The sequence below is a fragment of the Streptomonospora nanhaiensis genome (assembly GCF_026642255.1).
GTDB lineage: Bacteria > Actinomycetota > Actinomycetes > Streptosporangiales > Streptosporangiaceae > Nocardiopsis > Nocardiopsis tropica.
The window spans coordinates 1,713,787-1,736,770 of sequence record NZ_CP113264.1 but is presented as its reverse complement, the minus strand read 5'-3'; the positions used below and the strand labels follow the sequence as shown (position 1 = coordinate 1,736,770).

The following is a 22,984-nucleotide window of genomic DNA, read 5'->3' as shown; positions in this document are numbered from 1 at the left end:
GCGGCCCGGGGCCGCGCCGCCCCTCACCTGGTGCGGCGGACCTTGTCCGAGGCCTCGACCAGGCGGTCGATCATCTCCCGGGTGAGCGCGGGCTCGGGCTGCGGCAGGCCGGCGATCGCCGCCATGTAGAGCCCGTCCCCGGCGCGCAGGATGATCTCGGCCAGGACGGGGTCGGTGAGCTCGTCGTGCAGCAGCTCCCCCCAGTGCGAGAACAGGTACTGCACCCTGCGGGTGGCCTCCTCCGGCATGTCCTCCCGACCGCGCAGGGCGGCGATGACGGCCCAGTACAGCTCGCGCTCCTCGGGGCTCTGCGGCAGCGACGTGCGCAGGAACACGCGGACCACGCCCTCGGGCCCCTCCCGGGCCTCGCGGAACTCCTCCTCCGCCAGCTCGCTCAGGCGCTCGATCAGCCCGGTGAGCATCGCCGCCTTCGACGGGAAGTGGTAGAGGAGCCCTCCCTTGGACACCGAGGCGGCGCGGGCGACGGCCTCCAGGGTCACCCCGGAATAGCCCTCGCCGATGAGGATGTCCTGGAGGGAGTCGAGAATTCGGTCGCGGGTGTTCGATGCGTTCACGATTGACACTGTACCGTCCGGACGGTACTGTACCGTCTGGACGGTTGAAGAGTCCTGCGGCGTGCCCGCGGTCGACCAGACTTCCCGCCCCTCCCGACCCGGAGTCCGCTGCCTCCCGTCGGGCCTCCACCGCGCCCCCGGTCGGGGTGCCGCGCAACCAGCAACACGTAACGAGGAATGATGAGCTCCGCCAAGGCCGGAACCGGCCCCACCGACGCGCACGGACGCGACCGAGCGGCCCCGGCCCTCGCCGGGCCGCGGGAGTGGGCCGCCCTCGCCGTCCTGGTCCTGCCCGTGATCCTGATCTCGGTCGACTCGACCGTGCTCGGATTCGCCGTCCCCGCGCTGAGCGAGGACCTGCGGCCCACCGCGGGCCAGCTGCTGTGGATCGTCGACGTGTACGGCTTCGTCCTGGCCGGCCTGCTCATCACCATGGGCTCGCTCGGCGACCGGATCGGCCGCAGGCGCCTGCTCATGATCGGCTCGGCGGCGTTCGGCGCCGCCTCGCTGATCGCCGCGTTCTCGCCCACGGCGCAGACCCTGGTCCTCGCCCGCGCCCTGCTCGGCCTGGCGGGCGCCTCGCTGATGCCGTCCACGCTGTCCCTGCTGCGCAACATCTTCCTCGACGCGCGCCAGCGGCTGCTCGCCATCGCCATCTGGGCCTCCGGGTTCTCCGGCGGCGCGGCGCTCGGCCCGATCCTGGGCGGTTGGCTCCTGGAGCACTTCTCCTGGGGTTCGGTCTTCCTGATCAACCTGCCCGTCATGGTGCTGATCCTGGTCCTGGTGCCGCTGCTGGTCCGCGAGTCGCGCAACCCGGAGGCGGGGCGGCTGGACCTCCTGAGCGCGGTCCTGTCCATGGCCGCGATGCTGCCCGCCGTGTACGGGATCAAGAAGCTGGCCACCGAGGGGTTCGGCGTCGTGCCGATCGCCTCCCTGGCCGTCGGCCTCGGCCTGGGCTACCTGTTCGTGCGCCGCCAGCGGCAGCTCCGCGACCCGCTCATCGACGTGGGCCTGTTCCGCTACCGCGTGTTCAGCGTGGCCGTCGCCACGAACCTGATGATCGTGTTCTCGCTGGTGTCGTCGCTGTTCTTCCTGACGCAGTACCTCCAGCTGGTCCTCGGCATCTCGCCCATGCGGGCCGGCCTCGTGCTGGTCCCCGGTCTCGTCCTGTCGGTCCTCGCGGGCCTGGTGGCGGTACGCCTGTCGCGGCACCTGAGCCTGGCCGCGGTGATCGGCGGGTCCCTGCTGACGACCGCGTCCGGGTTCGCCGTCCTGGTCCTGGCCCCGGAGAGCGGCGTGACCACGGGCGTGGTGACCGTGGCGCTCGGCTTCTCGCTCATCTCCACCGGCGCGGGCTTCGCCGAGACGCTGACCAACGGCGCGATCATGTCCGCGGCCCCGCCCCAGCGCGCGGGCGCGGCCTCGGCGATCTCCGAGACCGCCTACGAACTCGGGGCGGCCCTGGGCGTCGCCGTGCTGGGCAGCGTGCTGACCGCCTCCTACCGGTCGCAGCTGACCGGTGTGGAGGGCGTTCCGGCGGAGGCCGTCGACGCGGCCAGGGAGACCCTGGGCGGCGCCGCGAACGCCGCCGCAGACCTGGGCGGCGGCGCCGGCGACGCCCTCATGGGCGCGGCCCGCTCCGCGTTCACCGACGGGATGCACCTGACCAGCGTCATCGCCGTGGTGATCGTCCTGGCCGCCGCCACCCAGGTCTGGGTGCTGCTGCGGGGAGTGGGCAACCCGACCGTCGAGGCCCCGTCCTCCGCCCCGGAGGACGGGGGCGGCGCGGACGCGGTCGCGGTGGGCCCCGCCGGTACCGAGGTCCTCGCGGACGCCCCGGACGGGGCCGGTCCGGCCGGGAGCACGTCGGCCGCGGGGTCCGCGGCAGGCGCCCCGGACCGGGGCGCGCGGTAGCGGGGCGCGGCGGGACCGCCCCGGCCAGCGGCGGTCCGGCGGCCGATGGGGCCGGGCTCCCGCCGGCACCGCCGTCCCCGGACGGACCACCGGACGGCCGGTGGGAGAAGTGGGGCCCCGTGGCCCCGGAGGATGCCCTCCGGGGCCGCGCGCGTGTCGGGCGCCGACGGGCAGGGGCCCGTGTCGGCGACGGCCGGACGCCTCCGCCTCAGGGGAGGCCGACCAGTTCCACCTCGGCGCCGTCCCAGGCCGGGGGCACCACCGCGTAGGCGTCGGCCAGGGCCGCGCCCCGGAGGCTGCCGGGGCGGTCGTGGCCGACGGGCACGGCCCGGCCGCCGACCAGGCGCACGGCGACCAGCCTGGTGTCCACCGGGTGGGACTCGACCCCGCCGTCCAGGACGGCCGCGGGCAGGCTCCCCCGGGGTCCGGCCGCACCCGCCATGGCCCGCAGCAGGGGCGCGAGCAGCGTCACCGCGGCGACCAGCGCCGCCCCCGGGTTTCCGGGCAGCCCCACGAAGACGGCGCCGTCCGTGTACGCCAGCAGCTGCGGGTGGCCGGGGCGGCAGGCGACCCCGTCCACCACGACGGCGGCCCCGAGGTCGTCCAGGACCGCGCGGAAGTGGTCGGCCGGGCCCCGGGAGGACGAGCCGCACACGGCGACGACGTCGGCGTCGGCGCCCTGCGCCGCCTCCCTGAGCGCCGACCGGTCGTCGCCGAGGTGGCGCACGGACACCAGAGCGCCCCCGGCCCAGTCGACGACCCCCGGCAGCAGCGGCCCGATGGCGTCGCGCACCCTCCCGTCCCCGGGCAGGCCCTCCGTGGCGACCTCGTCCCCCGTCACGAGGGCCGCCACCCTCGGGCGCGCCACGGGCAGGGTCGCGTGCCCCAGGCTCGCGGCCAGCCCGAGCGCCGCGGGTCCGATCACCGTCCCCCTCGTGAGAACGGTCTCACCGGGCGCGGTCTCCTCGCCCGCCCACCGCACGTGGCGGCCGCGCTCCACCCGGCCCTCCACCACACCGCCGCGGACCACCGATCGCTCGTACGGCAGGACGCTCTCGGAGCCCTTGGGGACCCTCGCCCCCGTGGCGATCTCGACCGCCTCACCGGGACGCAGGCCGGCGCCGTCCGCCGGGGCGCCCGCGAGCCGCCTGCCGACCAGCCGCCAGGGACCCGGCCCCGCCACCGCGAAGCCGTCCATGGCGGAGGCGTCGAAGGCGGGCAGTCCCACCAGGGCCCGCACGTCCGCGCCGAGGACCCCGCCGAGCGACCGCTCCAGCGGGGTCTCGCGCGGCTCCGCGCCCCGCAGCCCGCCCAGCGCCACGGCCTCCGCGCGCGCACGGGCCCACGAGAGGTGGGACCCGTGGTCCGCGTGTGTTCCGTGCGTCCGCCCGTCCTCGGACGTCCCGTGTGTGCCCGGGGCCCCGCCCCGGTGGGCGTCGCCGCGGATGTCGCCGTTCCTGCCCATGCCGCCTCCCGGTCGTCGCACCAGCGCGCCCCCATTGTCCACCCGGGCGCCCCGGGGCGGGAGCCACCGCTCCGGCCGTTCCGCGCGGGGGTCCCGGAGCCGCCCCGCACGGGTCGGCGCCGGAGCCGGGGCCGGGCCGGAGCCGGCGGCGGACCCGGTCCTCCCTGCGTCGATTTGCCGTCTGACGACTTTCCGCTAAAGTTCTTATCAGCAGCACGGCGGGGCCGCGGAGGACGCGGACACCGGCCAGGCAGCAAGCGGACGTGGCTCAGCTGGTAGAGCATCACCTTGCCAAGGTGAGGGTCGCGGGTTCGAATCCCGTCGTCCGCTCGGAGGAGACGCGAAGGCGCCCAGGCGCTTCCGTGTGACTCGGTGGAGTGGCCGAGAGGCGAGGCAGCGGCCTGCAAAGCCGTCTACACGGGTTCGAATCCCGTCTCCACCTCACACCGCTTCACGCGGGCGATTAGCTCAGTTGGTTAGAGCGCTACCTCGACACGGTAGAGGTCACAGGTTCGAGTCCTGTATCGCCCACCAGTATCACCCAAGGCCAGAGCTTCGGCTCTGGCCTTCGGCGTTCCCCGGGGCCGCCGCGTCGTCGCAGGGCCGTGGGAGAGCCGGGTCCGGGTCCCGGGAAACGGCCGTTGACCCCGGGGTAAGGAGAATGTAGCCCCCGCCGTGGTCCGGTGGTCATGGCGGGAGTGGTCCACTCCCGACGTGACCGGACCGGCGCCGCCGGAGACCGATCCCCTCGCTGTTCACCGTGAACGCGCCGCAGGCCGGCCGACCGGGCCGGGACCCCGCCTCCCCCGGGTGGTACCCCGCCCGGTACGGGGACGGCCCGGCACCGCGACCACCTCGGCCCTTGACCGAGGGTCACGATCCACCTACCTTCGCCTCACCCCCCGACCCGGGTCCTCCGCTCCCTGGTCATCGAGGAAAGGCTCCGCGCATGAAGCCCCGCTCGTCCCCCCGCCGACTCCGCGCCGCGACCGCCGTGGCGGCCGCAACCGCCCTCTTCTTCACCCTCATGCCCGCCGGCGTCGCGTCCGCGCACGGCTACGTCTCCAACCCCATGAGCCGCCAGGCCCAGTGCGCCGCGGGCATCGTGCAGTGCGGCTCCATCCAGTGGGAGCCGCAGAGCGTCGAAGGCCCCAAGGGCCTGATGCGCTGCGACGGCGGCGTCGGGCGGTTCTCCGAGCTCAACGACGACAGCCGCGGCTGGCGGGTCACCGACGTGGGCCGCTCCCAGACCTTCACCTGGACCCTGACGGTGTCGCACGCCACCAGCACCTGGGAGTACTTCATCGGGAACCAGAGGATCGCCGTGTTCAACGACAACGGCGCCCGCCCCGGGTCGACGGTGAGCCACAACGTCGACCTGTCCGGGTACAACGGGCGGCACAAGCTCCTGGCCCGCTGGAACATCGCCGACACCGGCAACGCCTTCTACGCCTGCACCGACATCAACATCCGCTGATCCGCAGGGGCCCGTCCGGCGACGGGCCCCGACGGCAGGACGCGCCGACGCCCGGGCCGGCCGCGCTCCTCGGCCGCCGGCCCGGGGCCTCCCTGCCCGCGTCCTCGCCTTTCCCCGCACCGTGCCGGGGCGGCACCGCGCCCCGGCACGGTGCGCGTCCCCGTCCGGGGCTCCGGAGTCCGGCATAATCTGCGGGGGCGGGACCACCTGCGGTGTCCCCGCGGCGAGGGGCGCTCCTGCCCCGGCCGCGAAGCCCCGGACGCACCGCGACCGCGTGGGACGCGCCCGTGTCCGACGGCGGAGGGTGGAAGGCCAGTGGAACAGCAGGAGGGCGCGCCGGCGCCGGACCCCCGGGGATCCGGGGTGGACATCGGACCCATGGCGGTGGAGCACCTTCCCGCGGTCCTCGACCTGGGACACCGGGTGTACGAGACGAGCGCCCTGCCGTACACCTCCTGGTCGCTCACGGCGGCCGCCGGCCACCTGGACAGCCCCCGCTCCTCCTGCCGGGTGGCGCTGAGCGGCACGCGGGTCGTCGGGTTCGTCCTCGGCTCGATGGGCTTCGAGCACCGCGACGACTGGGGCTACATGGAGTGGATCGCCGTGGACCCCGGCCTCCGGGGCCACGGGATCGCCGGACGCCTGGTCCGTGAGTGCTGCGCGGGGCTGGAGGCCCTCGGGGCGTCCCGGATCCTCACCGACGTGGAGACGGGCAACACGGCCTCCCTCGCCCTCATGCGCGGCAGCGGGTTCTCGGAGAACACCACCGTCATGTACCTCGAACGGCGGGTCGGGCCGGAGCGGTAGCGCCGCGGGCGCCTTCCCGCGGGAGGACCGCCCGCCGCCGGTGGAACCGGGGCGGACGCCGGGCCGACAGGCGCCCCGGCCGTCACCCGGCGTGCACGCCGCGGGGCCTCTCCCCGGGACCTGCCCCCCGACCGGCCGGAGACCCCGCGGCGCGGAGGACTCCCCTCCGCGGGCCCGGGAGCGCAGGAGCGCTCCTTCCGGGAGCGCCCCCTCGGCCCCCGCCGTGCGCCCTCCCCGCCCTGCGGGCGGACCGTCCCCGGTGGCGCGCCCCCGCCGGGTCTTGCGCCGAGGGCCGTCGACCCGGGGCCGTTGCTGGCCGCCACCTGTAATCATCGCGCGTCAGAGAAACGAACTAACCGCTATAAAAGCTGATGAAAACCCCCTGAACGCCGCCCTCGATGGCAACTCTCCGTAGTTAAACCATCTCGGCATGTAGGGATGGTCACAGTGCGAGCCCCTTTTGGTTAGGTTAGGCTCCCCTTGCTTGGATTTCGCATCCCTGCACCGCATCGACGCAGTTCACCCCCTCATGCCCACATCCGGCCAACGGATGCCTTTGGCATGCCCGCCTTCAGGAGGACGACCCATGAACTTCCTCGCGAGGTCCGTTCAGGACCCGCCGACCGGGGGACGCGGCTCCACGGACGCCGGGGCCGACGACGCCCCCGATACCCCGCCCGTCCAGGGGACCGACCACCGGGCCCACCTCTTCGACGCCCACAGCGCCGAGCGCTACCGCGTCCTCGCCGGCTCCGCCGTGGACCGGGTCGCCGCCCGGATCGCCCGGGTGGACCGGCCGTTCACGGGGGCCACCGCCGAGGACCTCCGCCCCGGAATGGACAAGGTCGACCTGGACCGCCCGCTCGACGACCCGGCCGCCGCCCTGGACGAGCTCGAGCACCTCTACCTCGACGACGCCGTCTACTTCCACCACCCCCGCTACATGGGCCACCTGAACTGCCCCGTGGTCCTGCCCGCCCTGCTGGGCGAGACCGTCCTGTCCGCCGTGAACTCCTCCCTCGACACCTGGGACCAGAGCGCCGGCGGAACCCTCATCGAGCAGCGGCTGATCGACTGGACCGCCGGGCGCATCGGCTTCGGCGAGGACGCCGACGGGGTCTTCACCAGCGGCGGCAGCCAGTCCAACCTCCAGGCCCTGCTCATGGCCCGCGACGAGGCCCACGAGCGCCACGGGGGCCGCCTCTCCGAGCTCCTGCCGCGGATGCGCGTGCTGACGTCCGAGGCCGGGCACTTCAGCGTCGCCAAGTCGGCCGCGCTCCTCGGACTGGGCTACGAGTCCGTGATCACCGTGGCCTGCGACGACCGGCGCCGCATGCGCCCGGACGCCCTGGCGGCCGAGCTGCGCCGCTGCCTGCGGGAGGACCTGATCCCCGTCGCGGTGGTCGCCACGGCCGGGACCACCGACTTCGGCAGCATCGACCCCCTCCCCCGGATCGCCGACCTGTGCTCCCGCCACGGACTGTGGATGCACGTCGACGCGGCCTACGGCTGCGGACTGCTGGTCTCGCGCCACCGGCACCTGCTGAGCGGCGTCGAGCGCGCCGACTCGGTGACCGTGGACTTCCACAAGTCCTTCTTCCAGCCGGTCAGCTCCAGCGCAGTGGTGGTGCGCGAGGGTCGGTCCCTGCGCCACGTCACCTACCACGCCGACTACCTCAACTCCCGCTCCGACGGCAGCACCCCGGTCCTGGCCCCCAACCAGGTGGACAAGAGCCTCCAGACCACGCGCCGTTTCGACGCGCTCAAGCTCTGGCTGACCCTGCGCACGATGGGCGCCGAGGGCGTGGGCGCGCTCTTCGACAGCGTCCTGGACCTGGCCGCCGCCGGGTGGTCGCTGCTCGACGCCGATCCCCGGTTCACCGTGGTCACACGGCCCACACTCAGCACCCTGGTGTTCCGGTGCGCCCTGCCCGGGGTCGACGAGGAGACCGCCGACGGCGCCAACCGGTACGCGCGGGAGGCCCTGCTGGCCTCGGGCCGCGCCGTCGCCGCCCGCACCACGGTCGACGGCCGCCCGTACCTGAAGCTCACCCTGCTCAACCCCCGGAGCACGCGGGAGGACGTCGCCGAGGTCCTGGACCTGCTCGCGGGACACGCCCGGCACTACGCCGCCGAGCACGGCGCGGTGGCCAGAACCGGCGGCGCACCGTCCACCGCGCCGGCCGGCGCACCGCACGACCCCGCGCACACCTCCGGGAGGACCCGTTGACAGGCGACCACAGCCCCGGCGCACACGGCGGAGACCGCGTCCACGACTTCGCCGCGATCGGCCTCGGCCCCTTCAACCTCGGCCTGGCCTGCCTGAGCGCGCCCATCGCCGAGCTGGACGGCCTCTTCCTCGACCAGAAGCCGGAGTTCGACTGGCACAGCGGCATGCTGCTGGAAGACGCCGAACTGCAGACCCCGTTCATGTCGGACCTGGTCACCCTGGCCGACCCCACCTCGCCGTACTCCTTCCTCAACTACCTCAAGGAGTCCGGGCGGCTGTACCCGTTCTACATCCGCGAGCGCTTCTACCCCCTCCGCACGGAGTACAACGACTACTGCCGCTGGGCGTCCCGCAAGCTGGGCGACGCGGTCCGCTTCGGCCAGCGGGTCGACGCCGTCGAGTACGACCCCGAGCGGTCCCTCTACCTGCTGCACAGCACCGACACCGCGACCGGGGCGCCCGGCCTGCACCGCGCGCGCCGCCTGGTGCTCGGCACCGGGACCCCGCCCTACGTCCCCGAGTCCTGCCGGGGCCTGGACGGGGACGCCGTGCACAGCTCGGACTACCTGTACGCCGGGGAGGACCTCCGGTCCAAGCGGAGCATCACGGTGGTCGGCAGCGGCCAGAGCGCCGCCGAGATCTTCCACGACCTGCTCCAGGACGTGGACAGGCACGGCTACCAGCTCAACTGGGTCACGCGCTCGCCGCGCTTCTTCCCGCTGGAGTACACCAAGCTCACCCTGGAGATGACCTCCCCGGAGTACGCCGACCACTTCCACTCCCTCCCGGACGCCACCCGCGACCGCCTGGTGAGCTCCCAGAAGAACCTGTACAAGGGCATCGACACCGAGGTGATCAACGCGATCTACGACCTGCTCTACGTCAAGAGCAGGCTCGGCCCGCCCCCCGTGCGCCTGCTGACCGGCACCGAGGTCACCGGGGCCTCCCGGGCAGCGGAGCTGGACGGCTACCGCCTGGAGCTGCGCAACACCGACCAGGGACGCGACTTCACCCTGGACACGCAGGGGCTGGTCCTGGCCACGGGCTACCGGTACCGGCGGCCGGACTTCCTGGGGCCCGTCTCCGACCGGCTGGCCTGGGACGCGGCCGGGCGCTTCCGGGTGCGCCGCGACTACCGGGTGGACGCGGACGCCCACGGCCCCGGCGGGGACGCGGAGGGGCCGGGCGCGCAGGCCCCGCCCGGGGCGGTGTTCGTGCAGAACGCCGAGCTGCACACCCACGGGTTCGTCTCCCCCGACCTGGGAATGGGCGCCTACCGCAACTCCTACATCCTCCGCGCGATGCTGGGCCGCGAGCCCTACGCCGTGGAGCGCTCCATCGCCTTCCAGGAGTTCGGCGCGCCCGCGCCGCGGGACCCCGGGGCCCGGGACGGGGGCTCCGCTCCCGCGGGGCCGGACACCGAGCTGGAGGTGGTCGACCGATGAGCCGCCCCGCGCCTGCCGCCCGTTTCCCGGCCGGGCTGACCAGGGACGACCCCGAGCTGGGCCGGTTCGGTGTCCGCCCCGTCGACCCGGACGCCGACACACCGCTCCTCCACGGGTGGCTGACCGAGCCCCGGGCCCGCTTCTGGCTGATGACCGAGGCCGACGAGGAGGACGTGGCCCGCCAGTTCCGGGCCGTGCACGCCTCCGACCACGAGCAGGCCTACATCGGCGTGTGGAAGGGCCGGCCCGTCTTCCTCGCGGAGCTCTACTCGCCCGCGGACAGCGAACTGGCCCACCACTACGAGGTGCTGCCGGGCGACATCGGGATGCACTTCCTGGTGGCGCCCGCCGACACCCCGGTCCACGGGTTCACCCGCGCCGTCATCACGACGGTCATGGAGCTGGCCTTCGCGGCCCCGGGGGCCGAGCGCGTCGTCGTCGAGCCGGACGTGCGCAACCGACCCGTCCACGCGCTCAACGAGGCGGTGGGCTTCCGGGTCGAGTCCACCGTCTCCCTCCGGGAGAGCGGCAAGGACGCCTACCTGAGCACCTGTACCCGCGACCGGTTCCGCTCCGCCCTGGCGGCGGCCGCGCCCACGAGAGGAGTCGACAGATGACCGTCAGCCACCCCGGTGGGACATTCACGGCGGAGCCCTCCCCGGGCGTCCGCGCACCGGACCCCGCCGGCCCTGCGGCCGCAGCCCGGGAACGGCGGGCCCCTCGGCCGGCCGGGGCCCCGACCGACCCCCGCGAGGGCGTCGCCCACCTGTCCCCGGACCTGTGGGAGCGCGCCAACCGGCTGCTCGTCCGCAAGGCCCTGGCCGAGTTCTCCCACGAACGGCTGCTCACCCCCGAACGCGGCGCCGACGGCGCGTACACCGTCCGCTGCGACAGCGGGGCCGAGTACCGGTTCACGGCGCGTGTCATGGCCCTGGACCACTGGCGGATCGACGCCGACAGCATCGTCCGCCGCGCCCCCGGCGGCGACGGCTCCCCGGAGGCGACGGACACCCCGGACGCGCTGGAGCTCGTGCTGGACCTGCGCGACACCCTCGGTCTGGGGAAGGAGGTCCTGCCGGTCTACCTGGAGGAGATCACCAGCACCCTGGCGAGCAGCGCCTTCCGCATGGCGGGCGCGCAGCCGGACGCCGCGGAGCTGGCGCGCTCCGGTTTCCAGGCGATCGAGGCGGGGATGACCGAGGGCCACCCGTGCTTCGTCGCCAACAACGGGCGCCTGGGCTTCGGGTCCGACGAGTACCTGGCCTACGCCCCCGAGGCCGCGGCCCCGGTGCGCCTGGTGTGGGTGGCCGCGCGGCGCTCGCGCACCACCTTCTCCCACTCCGCCGACACCGACCCCGGCTCCTTCCTGCGCTCGGAGCTCGGCGACCGCGTCCTGGCCGCCTTCCACGCCGAGCTGGCCGGCCTGGGCCTGGACCCGGACGACTACCACCTGGTGCCGGTCCACCCGTGGCAGTGGTGGAACCGGCTCTCGGTGACCTTCGCCGCCGACCTGGCCCGCCGCGACCTGGTGTGCCTGGGGTACGGGCCGGACGAGTACCGGGCCCAGCAGTCCATCCGCACCTTCTTCAACGCCTCCGAGCCGGAGAGGCACTACGTCAAGACGGCCCTGTCGGTGCTGAACATGGGGTTCCTGCGCGGGCTGTCGGCGGAGTACATGGAGGCCACCCCGGCGATCAACGACTGGCTGGCCGACCTGGTCGGGCAGGACCCGGTGCTGCGCGCGACCGGGGTCGGGGTGCTGCGCGAGCGCGCCGCGGTGGGCTACCGGACCTCGCACTACGCGCGGGCCGCCGCCAAGGGCTCGCCGTACCTGAAGATGATCGCCGGACTGTGGCGGGAGAGCCCGGTGCCGAGGCTCGGCCGGGGGGAGCGGCTCGCGACGATGGCGTCGCTGCTGCACACCGACGCGGACGGCGGCTCCCTCGCCGGGGCGCTCATCGCCGAGTCGGGCCTGGCCCCGGCCGTGTGGCTGCGCCGCTACCTGGACGCCTACCTGGTCCCGCTGCTGCACGCGTTCTACGGGCACGACCTGGTGTTCATGCCCCACGGGGAGAACGTGATCCTGATCCTGCGCGACGGGGTCCCCCAGCGGGTGCTGATGAAGGACATCGCCGAGGAGATCGTGGTGATGGACGCGGACGCGGAGCTGCCCGAGGCGGTGGAGCGCATCCGCGCCGAGGTCCCCGAGGACAAGCGGCTGCTGTCGCTCTTCACCGACGTCTTCGACTGCTTCCTGCGGTTCCTCAACGGCATCCTCGCCGACGAGGGCACCCTGGCGGAGGAGGACTTCTGGCGGACGGTGGCGGAGTGCGTCGCCGACTACCAGGCGTCGGTCCCGCACCTGTCCGAGCGCTTCGAGCGCTACGACGTGTTCGCGGACCGTTTCGCGCTCTCCTGCCTGAACCGGCTCCAGCTCCGCGACAACCGCCAGATGGTGAACCTGGACGACCCCGCGGGGGCCCTCCAGCTGGTCGGAACGCTGGAGAACCCGATCGCCGCCCACCGCCCGGGACGGGTCCCCCGGTAGGGCGTGCCCGGCGGGCGCCGCCCGCCGGACAGCAGTGTCCGCCCTTCCGCGCCCGGTGCCCCGGGCGCGGAGGGGGCGGCCCACGGCGGCGGCCGGCGCCGTCCGCCGCCGCGGCCCGGGTCATGCGGGGCGGCGGCCCCGCACGGAGTAGACCACGCAGGAGCAGGCCCGGAACGACGGGTCGTCCAGCAGGTCCCGCACCCGTGCCAGCCGCTCGTCCGTCATCCCCTCGCGCACGAACGCGTCGCGCAGGTGCAGGGTGTGGTGGCGGATCAGGCGGACCCCCGGGGAGCCGGCGTCCCACAGTTCCACGTGCGGCCGGGGGTCGACGCCGACCAGCCCGGCGCCGCGCATCGCCTCGGCGGCGTTCCTCCCCCAGGCCGGGTCGGCCCCAGCCCGGGTCATCAGCCGGATCTTCGCCTCCAGGAACTCCTCGTACAGCTCGCGGGCCCCGGCGTCGGGCATGAGCAGCGACGGCCCGTAGGTGATGTCGAACTCGTCCAGCTGCAGCACCCCGCCCGGCTTGAGCGCGCGCACGAGGCGGTTCAGGACCTCGATCCGCTCGGGCAGGTGCAGGAGCACCAGCCGCGAGTGGACGAGGTCGAAGGCCGCCTCCGGCAGGGGGTCCCGGGTGATGTCGTGCTTCCACACCTCCAGCCCCTCGGCCGGGGCGATGTGGTCGGGTTTGACGTCGGTGGCGACCACCCCGCCGCCGGGCGCGACGCGCCCCGCCAGCCAGCGGGCGACGCCGCCTCCGCCCGCGCCCACCTCCAGGCAGCGCCACCCGGGTCCGACCCCGGTCTCCGCCAGTCTTCCGGTGGTCAGCGGGTCGTAGGCGGCGGCCAGGAACCGGTGCTGGTCACCGGCGTTCTCGTTGTGGTTGTCGAAGACGTAGCCGGGTCCGGCGGTGGCTGTGTCCGTCATCGTGGGCCTCCTGGGAGTACGGTCGGTCGGTCGCGGACCGCGTCGGCCGCGATCCGGGCCAGGGTGGACGTGCACACCTTCCCGGTCGGGCCGAGCGGCAGCGCGGGGAGGAACAGCACGTGCTCGGGCAGGGCGCGGACGTCCACGCCGTGCCCGTCGCGCAGGTGGGCGAGCAGTTCGCCGCCCGTGGGCGGGTCCACCCCCGGCAGGGGGCAGACGCAGGCGCACATGCGCTCGCCCAGGTCGGGGTCGGGTACCGGGACGCACTGCGCCTCGCCCAGGGCGGGGTGGGCGGCCAGGGCGCGCTCCACCTCGGCGGGGAAGAGGGTGACGCCGCCCCGGATCACCGTGCGGCGCAGGCGGTCCACGACCCACAGCGTCCCGTCGCCGTCCAGGCGGCCCGCGTCACCGGTGCGGACCCATCCGCCGGGGTCGCGCCGCTCGGCGTCGAGTGCGGGGTCCGCGACGTGGCACAGGGGCGTCATCGGTCCCCGTGCCCGGATCTCGCCGACCTCCCCCGGCGGCAGCGGCCGCCCCCGGGGGTCGCACACCCGGATCGCGGCGACGGCCGGGTCGGGGCGCCCGGCCATGCCCGGCTCCCACGCCCCGGGGTCGTGCGCGGTGTGGCAGTTGACCCCGTCGGTGGAGCCGTAGACGTTCACGACCGGTCGGCCGAAGCGGCGTTCGCACAGGTCGCGCACCTCCCGGTGCAGGGGCGCGCCGCTGGCCACGAGCGCCCGCAGCGACCCGGTGTCGGCCGCCTCCCCGACCAGCGCGGTGCGCCTGAGCATGGTGGGCACGCCGATCAGGTGGGTGGGGCGGTCCCGTTCGACCGAGCGCAGCACGGCCACGGGGTCGAACCGCCCCGGAACGACGAGGGTGGCCCCGAGCCGGACCAGGGACACGATGCCCAGCGAGCCGAAGGAGGAGGCCAGCGGCACCGGGATGAGGGCGCGGACGGGCCCGGCGCCCAGCACGGCCCGCGCGTAGTTGCCCCTCCCCCCGGCCATGGCGTTGTGCGAGTAGGCGACCATGGTCGGCTCGCCCTCGGATCCCGAGGAGACGAGGATGCGCGCGGGTGATTCGGCGTCGGGGCGCGCCGGCTCGGGCGCCCTCGCCCCCGCGAGGGGGCCGCCGGGGTCCAGCGTCCCGGCGTCCGCGCACCAGACCGGTGCGTCCGGCGCGTCGTCCGCACGGGCGGGGGCGGTGACCAGGAGCGCGGCGCGGGAGCGTGCCAGCAGGGAGAGCACGTCGGTGCGGGAGCGCCCGTACGGGACCGGCAGGGCGACCGCCCCGAGTGCGGCGACGGCGAGTTCGACCGCGATCGCGTCCCTGCCGTCGGGCAGCAGGACCGCGACGACGTCGCGCTCGCCGCACCCCCTGGCGGCCAGGGCCGCGGCGGCCCGCCGGGCCCTGGCCGCGAGCCCGGCGCGGTCCAGGCTTCCGAGGCCGTCCACGACCGCCTCGCGCGCGGGGTCCTCCCGCACCCGGTCGAGGAACAGGGAGTACAGGTCCCGGCCGGGGCACAGGCCCTCCGCGACCCACCGGGCGCGTTCCTCCGCGGGGACGAGGTCCGCCAGGACCAGCCCCGCCCCGGAGGTCCAGGCCGTCACAGGTCCTCCCCGTCCAGGGGGGCGAACGTCCACGGGGCGCGCGGGAGGGAGGCCCCGCCGACCGTCGTGAAGGCCCCCGGGAAGGCGTCGGCCGCCTCGGCCGGGCCTGCCACCGGCGGCGTGCCGGGGCGGGGCAGGTGGGCGGTGCCGCGCCCGGCCCACCGGAGCAGGCGCGCGGCGTCGACCAGCCCCGTCCTCGCCACCGCACCGGTCCCGGTGCGGGCGCGCAGCAGCAGGCCGGCCAGGGCCGCCTCGGCCGCGATGATGCCGCCGAGCACATCCGTGAGGGTGACCAGGGAGGGGGCGGCGGGCGCTCCGCCGACGGACACCAGGTCCGCGATCCCGCCGTCGGCCTGGACCAGGAAGTCGGTGGCCGGGATCCCCGGTCCGGGGTCCTCGCCGGCCCACCCGTCGGCGTGGACGTGGACCAGACCCGGGGCGCGGGCGGAGAGGTCGTCCGCCCCCAGCCCGAACCGCTCGGCCCGGCCCGGCGGCCAGTTGTAGAGCAGGACGTGGCCGGAGGCCGCCAGGTCGGCGGCCGCGCGGCGGCCACCGGGGGTCTTGAGGTCCAGTCGGACCGCGTCCTTGCCCCGGTTGAGGGCGGCGAAGCGGGCGGAGAGGCCTCCGGCCAGGGGCGGGACACCGCGCATGGGGTCGCCGCCCGGCGGCTCGACGCGCACGGTGTCGGCGCCGAGGAGGGTCAGCAGCAGACCCGCCAGGGGCCCCTGGACCCGGTTGGTGGCCTCGACCACCCGCAGCCCTGCCAGCGGCCCCGTCCCGGAGGCCTGCCACGGCGGCAGGCCCGGACCGGGCTCCCCGCCGGCGCCGCGGAGCCGCCACGGCGAGGCGGGGCCCTCCCCGGCGACCTCGGACAGGGGGCGCAGCGGGACCACACCCACCCCGCACTCCCGGCCGGTGTCGCGGACGACGGCGAGCGGCAGCGCCGCGAGGGTCGCGGACAGCGCGGCGGGCAGCGGGCACACGGCGGTGGCGAACCTGCGCTGGAAGGGCGCCCATCCGGTGGCGACCGCCCGCGCGGGCGCGCCCAGGGCCTCCCAGAACCGGAGCCACGCCTCGGGGTCGAGGGTCTCGATCTCGAACCGGACACCGTCGACGGAGCGGAAGGGCGGCGGTTCGCCCTCCCCCGGGGAGGGCGGCGCCCCCCGCGCGGCGGTGGCGTCGGCGACGTACGGGGCGACCGCGAGGAGCGCCGCGCCGGCCACGGAGACCGACGCCCGCAGCGCCGGCCCCCCGCGCAGCGCGCAGAGCACCGCCGCCGCCACCGCCTGCGCCGCGAGCACCCCGGCGCACACCGACGCGTGGTCGACGGGCAGGAAGCGCGGTCCTCCCCCGGCGAGGCCGTGCAGGTGCGCCAGGCCGCACGCGGCCTGGACGTCGCGCTCGTCGGCCAACGGCTCCGGGGACGCCGACCACACCAGGTCGCACCCGGCCCGGCCGCCTCCCGGACCGGTGAGCAGGTCGATCCGGCCCGCGGGGGCGCTCGCCGCGGCGGGTCCCCGCACGACCTCGCACCCCAGTGCCCGCAGGCGTGCCGCCGCGACGCGCACCGGTACCGCGTCGCCCGAGGCCAGGACCGCGGTCCCCGCCAGCGGAGGAGCGGCGATCGCCGTCGCGGTCACGTCCACCTCCCCTTCCCAGGGGCGTCGGGGCCCAGGCCGAGACTCTCCCGCAGCGCGCCCCGGCGGACCTTGCCGGTACCGGTGCGCGGCAGTTCGCCCCAGGTGAGGACCACCGGTTCGGCCATCGTCGGCAGGTCGACGACGGCCTCCTTCCAGACCCCCGGGGCGAGGGTGCCGTCCTCCGTGGCCACGACCGGCACGGGCGGGCCGTCGGCGACCCCCAGCACGACGCAGTCCAGCGCCTGGGGGAGCCGTTCGTCGACGACGTCCTCGATCTCCAGGCAGCCGCCGTCGGACAGGGAGTCCACCTCCCGGTCCACCAGGCGGACCGCACCGGTGCGGTCGACGGAGCCGATGTCCCCGGTGCTCCACCACTGGCCGACGAGCTTGGAGCGCCAGCGCCCCTCCTCCCCGACGTAGCCGAGGCACAGCGCGTCGGTGCGGCAGAACAGCAGGCCGGGCTCGCCCGCCGGGAGGGGGCGCAGGGTCCTCGTGTCGACGGCGCGCAGCCGGGTCCGCCCGGGGACGGGCCGCCCCAGGTTGCGGGTGGTGGGGTCGACCCACTGCCTGCGGGCCAGCGACCGGCGGGTGAGGAAGCGGAAGGTCAGCGGCCCCGTCTCGCTCTGGCCCCACCCCTGCATCCACACCGGCGCCCGCCGGCGGCTGGCGTTGAGGAAGGTGCGGACGGTGGACGGGTGCACGGCGTCGAAGGTGCTGACGAACAACCGCACGCGCCCGAACTCGTCCCCCTTCCCGTCGACGTGCCGCTGCCAGCGCACCAGGGTGGAGGGCTGGGCCTCCAGGGTGGTGGGCCGGTGGCGGCGCAGCGCGGGACCGGCCTCGTCCCAGTCGGGCGAGGTGATCAGCGAGACCGCCGCCGGGAACATCCACAGCACCCCGGCCGTCCAGGCCAGGGCACGTCCGTGGGCGTAGGAGAAGGAGGAGGCGACCGTGTCGTCGCGCCGGCTGCCCAGCACCGGCCACCGGTGCGACTCGAAGCCCGCCAGCCTGCGCAGGATGGTGCGTGTGGAGTGCACGGCCAGTTTCGGGACGCCGGTGGTGCCGGAGGTGTGCATGACGGCGAGCGGTGCGTCCAGGTGCGGACGGCGCGGCGGCGGCGCGGAGCCCCCCCGCACGTCGTCCGTGCACAGGGCCCGCTCGGCGCGGCCCCCCACCACCAGGGTGCGCGCGGCGTGGGCGGAGGGGTCGTGCCCCGCCCCGCGGGCGGCCTCCAGCAGGGCGGTGTCGGTGACCAGGAGCGCCGGTTCCAGCCTGCGGAGGAGGATTCCCAGGGTCTCGGGGGACAGGTGGGCCGACAGCGACGCGGGGACGGCGCCCAGGCGTGCGGCGGCGCAGGCCAGGAGCACGTAGTCCCAGTGGTTGCGCTTGGCGATGGCGACGCGGTCGCCCGGCCGCACCCCCGCCTCGGCGAACCAGCCGGAGACCCTGCGCACCAGGTCGGCGGCGGCCGGCACGTCGAGTTCGGAACCCGCCTCGGGGGCGATGTCCAGGGGCCTGCTCAGCCGCACGGCGGTGGTGGAGCCGCGCGCCGCCAGGTCGTCGAAGAGGGTGCCCAGGTGGAGGGGTTTGCTCAGGAGTGTCATGGCGCCTCGGTCGTGATCGGTTCGCGGGAGCTGGTGAGCAGGGCCGACGTGCGTTCGGCGGCCGTGAAGGCCGAGGCGACCGCCCCCTCGCTGCACGGGCGCAGGGCGGTCCAGTCGCCGGCGTAGTCGACGGGGGCCAGGGGCCGGTCGGCGAAGGCGGGGCGGGCGGCCAGCGCCCGTGGTTCGGGCAGGGGCAGGCCGTGCCGGAAGCGGTGCACGATCGTCCTCCTCACGCGCTTCCCCACCCCGGGCATGAGGCGCTCGGCGCGTGCGGTGAGGCGCGCGCCCACCTCGTCGTCGGGTGCGTCGATGAGGTCGCGCGCCGCCTGCGGGGAGGCGACCAGGGACACCAGGCCGCGTCCCCTGGGCGCCCGGCCGGGGTGCTTGGCGTGGTCCGCGGTGACCACGGCGAGCACCGGGTCGTCGGGCACCAGGACGGCGAAACCGCGGCGCGCCCCGCGCGGGGCCGTCGGGGCGTCCAGCAGCAGGGACACCCGGAGCATGGGCGCGTATCCGCAGGCCTCCAGGTACTCCCGCTCGGCCGGGGGCGCCCCGGGGTGGAGGCGCAGGGCGACGGGGGCGGGCACGGCCAGGACGACGGAGCGCGCGGTCACCGCTCCCCTCGGGGAGTCCAGGCGCACCCCGCCGGGGGCGTGTGCGACACCGGTCACCGGGTGGCCGGTGCGCACGTCCAGCCGGGCCGCCAGAGCCCGGGGCAGCGTGTCCATCCCGTCCCGGTAGGTGCGCCAGGTGGCGGTGCTGCCGGAGGCGGCCAGGTGGGCGGCGAAGGGCGCGGCGGCGGCCCGTTCCGGCGGCCAGCCGAAGAACCCCGCGGCGAGCGGGCCCAGGAGGCGGTCGCGCACCTGCGGGTGGTACCTCCGCAGGAGGTCGGCGACGGTCTCCTCCCCCAGCGCCGCCCTCTCGGGGCGGTCGGGGTCCAGCCCGGCGCGGTCCAGGCGCCGCAACAGGCGCGCGAGGTCGAGACGGGCCCTTCCGGACAGTCCCATGCCGGTGAGCAGCCCCAGGGGGCGTCCGGCGTGGGGGCGGGCGCGCCCGTTCCACCAGACCGCGAGGGCGTCGCGCACCAGGGGGACCGCCTCCGGGTCGGAGTCCAGGCCGGTGGCGCGCACGAGCCGCCAGGTCGCCGGGTAGGCGTCGGCCGAGGGGATCATCTCGGCGCCGGTGTCGACGAGGTAGCCGTCGGAGCGCAGTGTGCGCGTCCTGCCCCCCACGGCGTCGGCGGCCTCCAGGACCCGCACCGTGTGTCCGGCGGCGGCCAGCAGGTGCGCGGTGGCGAGCCCGGCGGGCCCCGCGCCCACCACCGCCGCGTCGAGCGGCGCGCTCACAGGGCGCCCGGCAGGAACGGGGCGAGCAGGTTGGCCCCGATGAGGAGCACGACCGCGGCCCGGTGCGTGTGGATGGCCGTGCGGCGCGCCCGCAGGATGTCGCCGAGGACGAAACCGGTGTACAGCTGGGCGACCCGCAGGGCGATGACGGGCAGCAGGGCGACGGTGAACCACCAGGGGGCGATCCCGAGCAGGTGGGACCCGGTGACCAGCAGGGTCTCCGTCGCGGTGAGCGCGACGATGAAGGCCGTGTTGGCGCGCGGGGACACCCTCGCGGCGACGGTGACGCGGCCCGCGGCCCGGTCGCCCGCGGCGTCGTTGGTGTTGGAGTACAGGCCGAAGATCATCGGGCCGCCGCCGAACACCAGCGCCTGGACGATCACGAAGCCGTCGACGTGCCCGACGAGCAGGCCGTAGGGGACCAGGACCCAGCCCACCCCCAGGCCGCAGAGGAAGATCTCCTGGAAGCCCCGGTAGCTGAGCTTCAGCCCCCAGGAGTACTGGACCGACGCGACCAGGCACAGGGCCGCCCCGACGACGGCCCACAGGGGCCGGTGCGGGGCCAGCGCGACCACCAGGGCCCACAGGACGACGCTCGCGGCGGTCGCCGCCCGCCCGAAGCGGAGCGCCTGGGGCTCGGTGAGGGTCCCGTGGACCAGGGGTTTGCGGGCGAGTCGGCGCCGCGCGGCGTCGGAGCCGTAGTTGGCGGCGTCCGAGCCGTCACGGTAGCCGGTGACGTCGTCGAAGGAGACCATGGCGGCCACCACCGCCACCTCGGCCACCAGGACGAGCAGGAGGAACCCGAGGGTCTCGGCGCGCGCCCCCAGCAGGGGCAGCGTCATGGCGAACACCAGCGGCAGGCCGATGTAGTAGTCGACGATGTCGAGTTTGGCGAGCCTGGCGTAGGCGCCCGGGGTGGGCCGGGGCGGAGTGGGCGGCGCGGCGGGCGCGGTCGTGCGGTCGGTCATGGTTTCCTCCCGTGGGCGAACGCGCGCACGGCGGTGACCACGTGCTCGACGCGTTCGTCGGTCAGGTGCGGGTACAGGGGCAGGGAGATGTTGCGGCGCGCCGCGTCCCGGGCCCGGGGCCACTGCCCGCCGGGGCGGGCGTGGGGGGCGAAGGCGGGCTGCTCGGGCAGGGCGCGGGGGTAGTAGACGTGGGTGTCGATCCCTTCGGCGGCCAGGTGGTCCCGCAGCCCGTCGCGGTCCTCGCACAGGAGCGTGTAGACGTAGGGGAAGCGGCCGTCCCCGCCCGCGGGGGGCGCCGCGACCCCGTCCTCGCGCAGGTCGGCCAGGTGCTCGGAGTAGTACGAGCAGATGGCGTTCCGGCGGGCCACGCGCTCCTCCAGCCCCGCCAGGCGGTGCAGCTGGAAGGCGGCCATCACCTCGTCGAACCGGCTGTTGTGGCCGATGCGGTGGTGCAGGAACCGGTGGCGGCCGTCCTGGCCGTGGTTGCGCAGCATCCGCACCCGGTCGGCGAGTCCGGCGTCGGCGGACAGGACCACGCCGCCCTCGCCGGGCATGCCGAAGACCTTGACCTGGACGAAGGAGTACACCCCGGCGTCGCCCCACAGGCCGGCGGGGCGGCCCCGGAGCGTGCCGCCCTGGGCCAGCGCCGCGTCCTCGACGAGCCGCACCCCCGCACGGGAGGCCAGATCGCGCAGGCGGGGCATGTCGGCCATGACGGAGAACATGTGGGCGGGCATGAGGGCCCGGGTCCTGGCGGTGAGGAGCTGCTCGGCGTGGTCGGGGTCCATGGTCAGCGTCACGGGGTCGACGTCGGCGAAGACCGGGGTCGCGCCGCACGACAGGACGGTGCTCGCCAGGGGGGCGCAGCCGAAGGCCGGGACGACCACCTCGTCGCCGGGCCCGATGTCCATGGCGGCCAGGACGAGGGTCAGCGCCGAGGTCCCGCTGGAGCAGGCCACGACGTCGCCGGCGCCCAGGGAGTCGCGCAGGGCCTCCTCGAACCGCGCGGTGCGGCGTCCGAGGATGAACTTCTGCTCGGGGTCCGTGCCGACCTCGTACAGGGCCGCGAGGAGCGCCTCGCGCTCGGTGTCGAAGAGGTCGGGGGCGAAGAACGGGACGGTCCGCCCGGTGGCCGCGGTCATCGGGTCCTCCCGGCGAGGAAGCGCTCGATCTCGTCGCAGACCCGGTCGACCCGCTCCTCGGACAGGTCGGCGTACAGCGGCAGCGCCACGGCCGACCGGCACACCTCCTCGGCGCGGGGCAGGTCGCCCGGCCGGTGGCCCAGGTGGGCGAAGCACGGCTGCAGGTGCAGCGGGCGGGGGTAGTAGACCTCGGTGCCGACACCGGCGGCGTCCAGGTGGGCGACGAGGCCGTCGCGGTCGTCCACCTCGACGAGGTGGACGTACACCGCGCGCTCCTCGCCGGGCCGGGCCGCGGCGTCGCCGGGGACGGTCCGTACCCCGGGCAGGCCGCGCAACCGCCCGTCGTAGCGGCGCGACAGTTCGGCGCGGCGCCGGATGTCGGCGTCCAGGCGGGTGAGCTTGGCCAGCAGGACGGCGGCCTGGATGTCGTCCATCTTGCTGTTGCCGCCGACGACGACCGTCGGGTTGGAGATGCCGGGGAACTCGGCCAGGGTGCGCCCGGACCGGCCGTGGTGGCGCAGCATCCGCGCGGTTTCGGCGACGGCGTCGTCGTCGGTGAGCAGGGCCCCGGCGTCGCCGACGGCCCCCAGGGTCTTGGCGGGGAAGAAGGAGAGGACGCCGCCGGCACCGAGCAGTCCCGCGTGCTTGCCGTGGAGGCGCATGCCGACGGCCTCCGCGCTGTCCTCCACCACGGTCAGCCCGTGGGCGCGGGCGACCCGGCCGATGCCCTCCATGTCGGCGAGCCGGTCGAAGAGGTGGACCGGCATGACCATGCGGGTGCGCGGGGTGACGGCGTCCGCGACCGCGTCGGGGGAGAGCCCGTACCCGTGCGCCTCGATGTCGGCGAAGACGGGGACGCCGCCGGCGTGCACGACGGCGGTGGCGGTGGCGACGAACGTGTAGGCGGGGACGATCACCTCGTCGCCGGGGCGCAGTCCTGCGGCGCGCAGGAGAATGACGAGCGCGTCGGTCCCCGAGTTGACGCCGACGACGTGCCGGGCACCGGTGTAGCGCTCCATTTCCCGCTCGAATTCAGCCACCATGGAGCCGTGCGAGAACTTACCGTCGTCCATGACGCGGACACAGTTCTCCTCGATCTCCGGCCACAGTCTTCGGAAGGTGTCCGACTGGTCGAAGAAGGGAATGCGCGAACGACCCCCGCCGCGTTCGTCCGCGGCGGGGGAGGAGAGTGCCGACTTCATTTCTTCCGTTCTGCGTGTGGGGGAGGGACCGGAGCCCGGCCGCGCCGTGGCGCGGCCGGGCCGGAAGGGGGACGGGACCCGAGG

The 22,984-nt window shown here is 75.4% G+C and carries 17 protein-coding genes and 3 tRNA genes; 10 read left to right on the top strand and 10 right to left on the bottom strand.

Annotated features, from left to right (window positions below; translation table 11 throughout):
* Positions 1-23 precede the first annotated feature (23 nt).
* Positions 24-575 (bottom strand): TetR/AcrR family transcriptional regulator, encoded by a 552-nt coding sequence (locus OUQ99_RS07655; RefSeq protein WP_267948729.1) that lies wholly within the window; start codon positions 573-575, stop codon positions 24-26.
* A gap of 180 nt (positions 576-755) precedes the next feature.
* Here OUQ99_RS07655 and OUQ99_RS07650 point away from each other — a divergent pair, with 180 nt between their 5' ends.
* Positions 756-2,489, top strand: coding sequence for an MFS transporter (locus tag OUQ99_RS07650; RefSeq protein WP_267948728.1), 1,734 nt, complete (start codon positions 756-758; stop codon positions 2,487-2,489).
* Positions 2,490-2,697: 208 nt separating this feature from the next.
* Here the strand turns inward: OUQ99_RS07650 and OUQ99_RS07645 are convergent, their stop codons facing one another.
* Positions 2,698-3,954 (bottom strand): molybdopterin molybdotransferase MoeA, encoded by a 1,257-nt coding sequence (locus OUQ99_RS07645; protein WP_267948727.1) that lies wholly within the window; start codon positions 3,952-3,954, stop codon positions 2,698-2,700.
* A 257-nt stretch (positions 3,955-4,211) separates the two neighbouring features.
* On the opposite strand from OUQ99_RS07645, the gene OUQ99_RS07640 reads away from it, so the two are divergent.
* The 9 genes from OUQ99_RS07640 (at position 4,212) to OUQ99_RS07600 (ending at position 12,461) form a co-directional block, all read left to right on the top strand.
* Positions 4,212-4,284, top strand: a tRNA-Gly gene (locus tag OUQ99_RS07640).
* Between the two features lie 41 nt (positions 4,285-4,325).
* Positions 4,326-4,396, top strand: a tRNA-Cys gene (locus OUQ99_RS07635).
* 15 nt (positions 4,397-4,411) lie between these two features.
* Positions 4,412-4,488, top strand: a tRNA-Val gene (locus OUQ99_RS07630).
* Between the two features lie 415 nt (positions 4,489-4,903).
* Entirely contained in the window at positions 4,904-5,431 is a 528-nt protein-coding gene (locus tag OUQ99_RS07625) for a lytic polysaccharide monooxygenase auxiliary activity family 9 protein (protein WP_267948726.1), read from the top strand.
* Positions 5,432-5,794: 363 nt separating this feature from the next.
* Positions 5,795-6,238, top strand: a complete 444-nt coding sequence (locus tag OUQ99_RS07620; RefSeq protein WP_267948725.1) for a GNAT family N-acetyltransferase — start codon at positions 5,795-5,797, stop codon at positions 6,236-6,238.
* A 586-nt stretch (positions 6,239-6,824) separates the two neighbouring features.
* Positions 6,825-8,468 carry a pyridoxal phosphate-dependent decarboxylase family protein gene (locus OUQ99_RS07615; protein WP_267948724.1) on the top strand — a complete coding sequence of 548 codons (1,644 nt, stop codon included), beginning with the start codon at positions 6,825-6,827 and terminating at the stop codon, positions 8,466-8,468.
* A complete protein-coding gene (locus tag OUQ99_RS07610) occupies positions 8,465-9,913 on the top strand; it encodes a lysine N(6)-hydroxylase/L-ornithine N(5)-oxygenase family protein (RefSeq protein WP_267948723.1) in 1,449 nt (482 codons plus the stop codon). The genes OUQ99_RS07615 and OUQ99_RS07610 overlap by 4 nt, the downstream gene beginning before the upstream one ends.
* Complete coding sequence (locus OUQ99_RS07605; RefSeq protein ID WP_267948722.1) at positions 9,910-10,530, top strand: GNAT family N-acetyltransferase; 621 nt, start codon at positions 9,910-9,912, stop codon at positions 10,528-10,530. The genes OUQ99_RS07610 and OUQ99_RS07605 overlap by 4 nt, the downstream gene beginning before the upstream one ends.
* On the top strand, positions 10,527-12,461 hold the full coding sequence (locus OUQ99_RS07600) for an IucA/IucC family protein (protein WP_267948721.1): 1,935 nt from the start codon (positions 10,527-10,529) through the stop codon (positions 12,459-12,461). Before OUQ99_RS07605 ends, OUQ99_RS07600 begins: the two co-directional genes overlap by 4 nt.
* A 120-nt stretch (positions 12,462-12,581) precedes the next feature.
* Here OUQ99_RS07600 and OUQ99_RS07595 read toward each other — a convergent pair whose 3' ends face one another.
* The 8 genes from OUQ99_RS07595 to OUQ99_RS07560 are packed head-to-tail and all read right to left on the bottom strand — an operon-like array spanning position 12,582 to position 22,900.
* A complete protein-coding gene (locus OUQ99_RS07595) occupies positions 12,582-13,385 on the bottom strand; it encodes a methyltransferase domain-containing protein (protein WP_267948720.1) in 804 nt (267 codons plus the stop codon).
* The gene (locus OUQ99_RS07590; RefSeq protein ID WP_267948719.1) at positions 13,382-14,998 is read right to left on the bottom strand and encodes a class I adenylate-forming enzyme family protein; all 1,617 of its coding nucleotides are present in this window, start codon (positions 14,996-14,998) and stop codon (positions 13,382-13,384) included. The genes OUQ99_RS07595 and OUQ99_RS07590 overlap by 4 nt, the downstream gene beginning before the upstream one ends.
* Positions 14,995-16,638 (bottom strand): CoA transferase, encoded by a 1,644-nt coding sequence (locus OUQ99_RS07585; RefSeq protein ID WP_267948718.1) that lies wholly within the window; start codon positions 16,636-16,638, stop codon positions 14,995-14,997. The genes OUQ99_RS07590 and OUQ99_RS07585 overlap by 4 nt, the downstream gene beginning before the upstream one ends.
* Positions 16,635-18,242, bottom strand: coding sequence for a class I adenylate-forming enzyme family protein (locus OUQ99_RS07580; RefSeq protein WP_267948717.1), 1,608 nt, complete (start codon positions 18,240-18,242; stop codon positions 16,635-16,637). Before OUQ99_RS07580 ends, OUQ99_RS07585 begins: the two co-directional genes overlap by 4 nt.
* Positions 18,239-19,588 carry a protoporphyrinogen/coproporphyrinogen oxidase gene (locus tag OUQ99_RS07575; RefSeq protein ID WP_267948716.1) on the bottom strand — a complete coding sequence of 450 codons (1,350 nt, stop codon included), beginning with the start codon at positions 19,586-19,588 and terminating at the stop codon, positions 18,239-18,241. The genes OUQ99_RS07580 and OUQ99_RS07575 overlap by 4 nt, the downstream gene beginning before the upstream one ends.
* Positions 19,585-20,556, bottom strand: a complete 972-nt coding sequence (locus OUQ99_RS07570; protein ID WP_267948715.1) for a UbiA family prenyltransferase — start codon at positions 20,554-20,556, stop codon at positions 19,585-19,587. The genes OUQ99_RS07575 and OUQ99_RS07570 overlap by 4 nt, the downstream gene beginning before the upstream one ends.
* Complete coding sequence (locus OUQ99_RS07565) at positions 20,553-21,698, bottom strand: DegT/DnrJ/EryC1/StrS family aminotransferase (RefSeq protein ID WP_267948714.1); 1,146 nt, start codon at positions 21,696-21,698, stop codon at positions 20,553-20,555. The genes OUQ99_RS07570 and OUQ99_RS07565 overlap by 4 nt, the downstream gene beginning before the upstream one ends.
* Positions 21,695-22,900, bottom strand: a complete 1,206-nt coding sequence (locus OUQ99_RS07560) for a DegT/DnrJ/EryC1/StrS family aminotransferase (protein ID WP_267948713.1) — start codon at positions 22,898-22,900, stop codon at positions 21,695-21,697. The genes OUQ99_RS07565 and OUQ99_RS07560 overlap by 4 nt, the downstream gene beginning before the upstream one ends.
* Between the last annotated feature and the right edge of the window lie 84 nt (positions 22,901-22,984).

Excerpts from the sequence above, each read along its gene's own strand:
- OUQ99_RS07600 (WP_267948721.1), top strand. The coding sequence starts at position 10,527 with ATGACCGTCAGCCACCCCGGTGGGACATTCACGGCGGAGCCCTCCCCG.
- OUQ99_RS07565 (WP_267948714.1), bottom strand. The coding sequence starts at position 21,698 with ATGACCGCGGCCACCGGGCGGACCGTCCCGTTCTTCGCCCCCGACCTC.
- OUQ99_RS07615 (WP_267948724.1), top strand. The coding sequence starts at position 6,825 with ATGAACTTCCTCGCGAGGTCCGTTCAGGACCCGCCGACCGGGGGACGC.
- OUQ99_RS07580 (WP_267948717.1), bottom strand. The coding sequence starts at position 18,242 with ATGACACTCCTGAGCAAACCCCTCCACCTGGGCACCCTCTTCGACGAC.
- OUQ99_RS07595 (WP_267948720.1), bottom strand. The coding sequence starts at position 13,385 with ATGACGGACACAGCCACCGCCGGACCCGGCTACGTCTTCGACAACCAC.
- OUQ99_RS07570 (WP_267948715.1), bottom strand. The coding sequence starts at position 20,556 with ATGACCGACCGCACGACCGCGCCCGCCGCGCCGCCCACTCCGCCCCGG.
- OUQ99_RS07605 (WP_267948722.1), top strand. The coding sequence starts at position 9,910 with ATGAGCCGCCCCGCGCCTGCCGCCCGTTTCCCGGCCGGGCTGACCAGG.
- OUQ99_RS07560 (WP_267948713.1), bottom strand. The coding sequence starts at position 22,900 with ATGAAGTCGGCACTCTCCTCCCCCGCCGCGGACGAACGCGGCGGGGGT.
- OUQ99_RS07645 (WP_267948727.1), bottom strand. The coding sequence starts at position 3,954 with ATGGGCAGGAACGGCGACATCCGCGGCGACGCCCACCGGGGCGGGGCC.
- OUQ99_RS07650 (WP_267948728.1), top strand. The coding sequence starts at position 756 with ATGAGCTCCGCCAAGGCCGGAACCGGCCCCACCGACGCGCACGGACGC.
- OUQ99_RS07625 (WP_267948726.1), top strand. The coding sequence starts at position 4,904 with ATGAAGCCCCGCTCGTCCCCCCGCCGACTCCGCGCCGCGACCGCCGTG.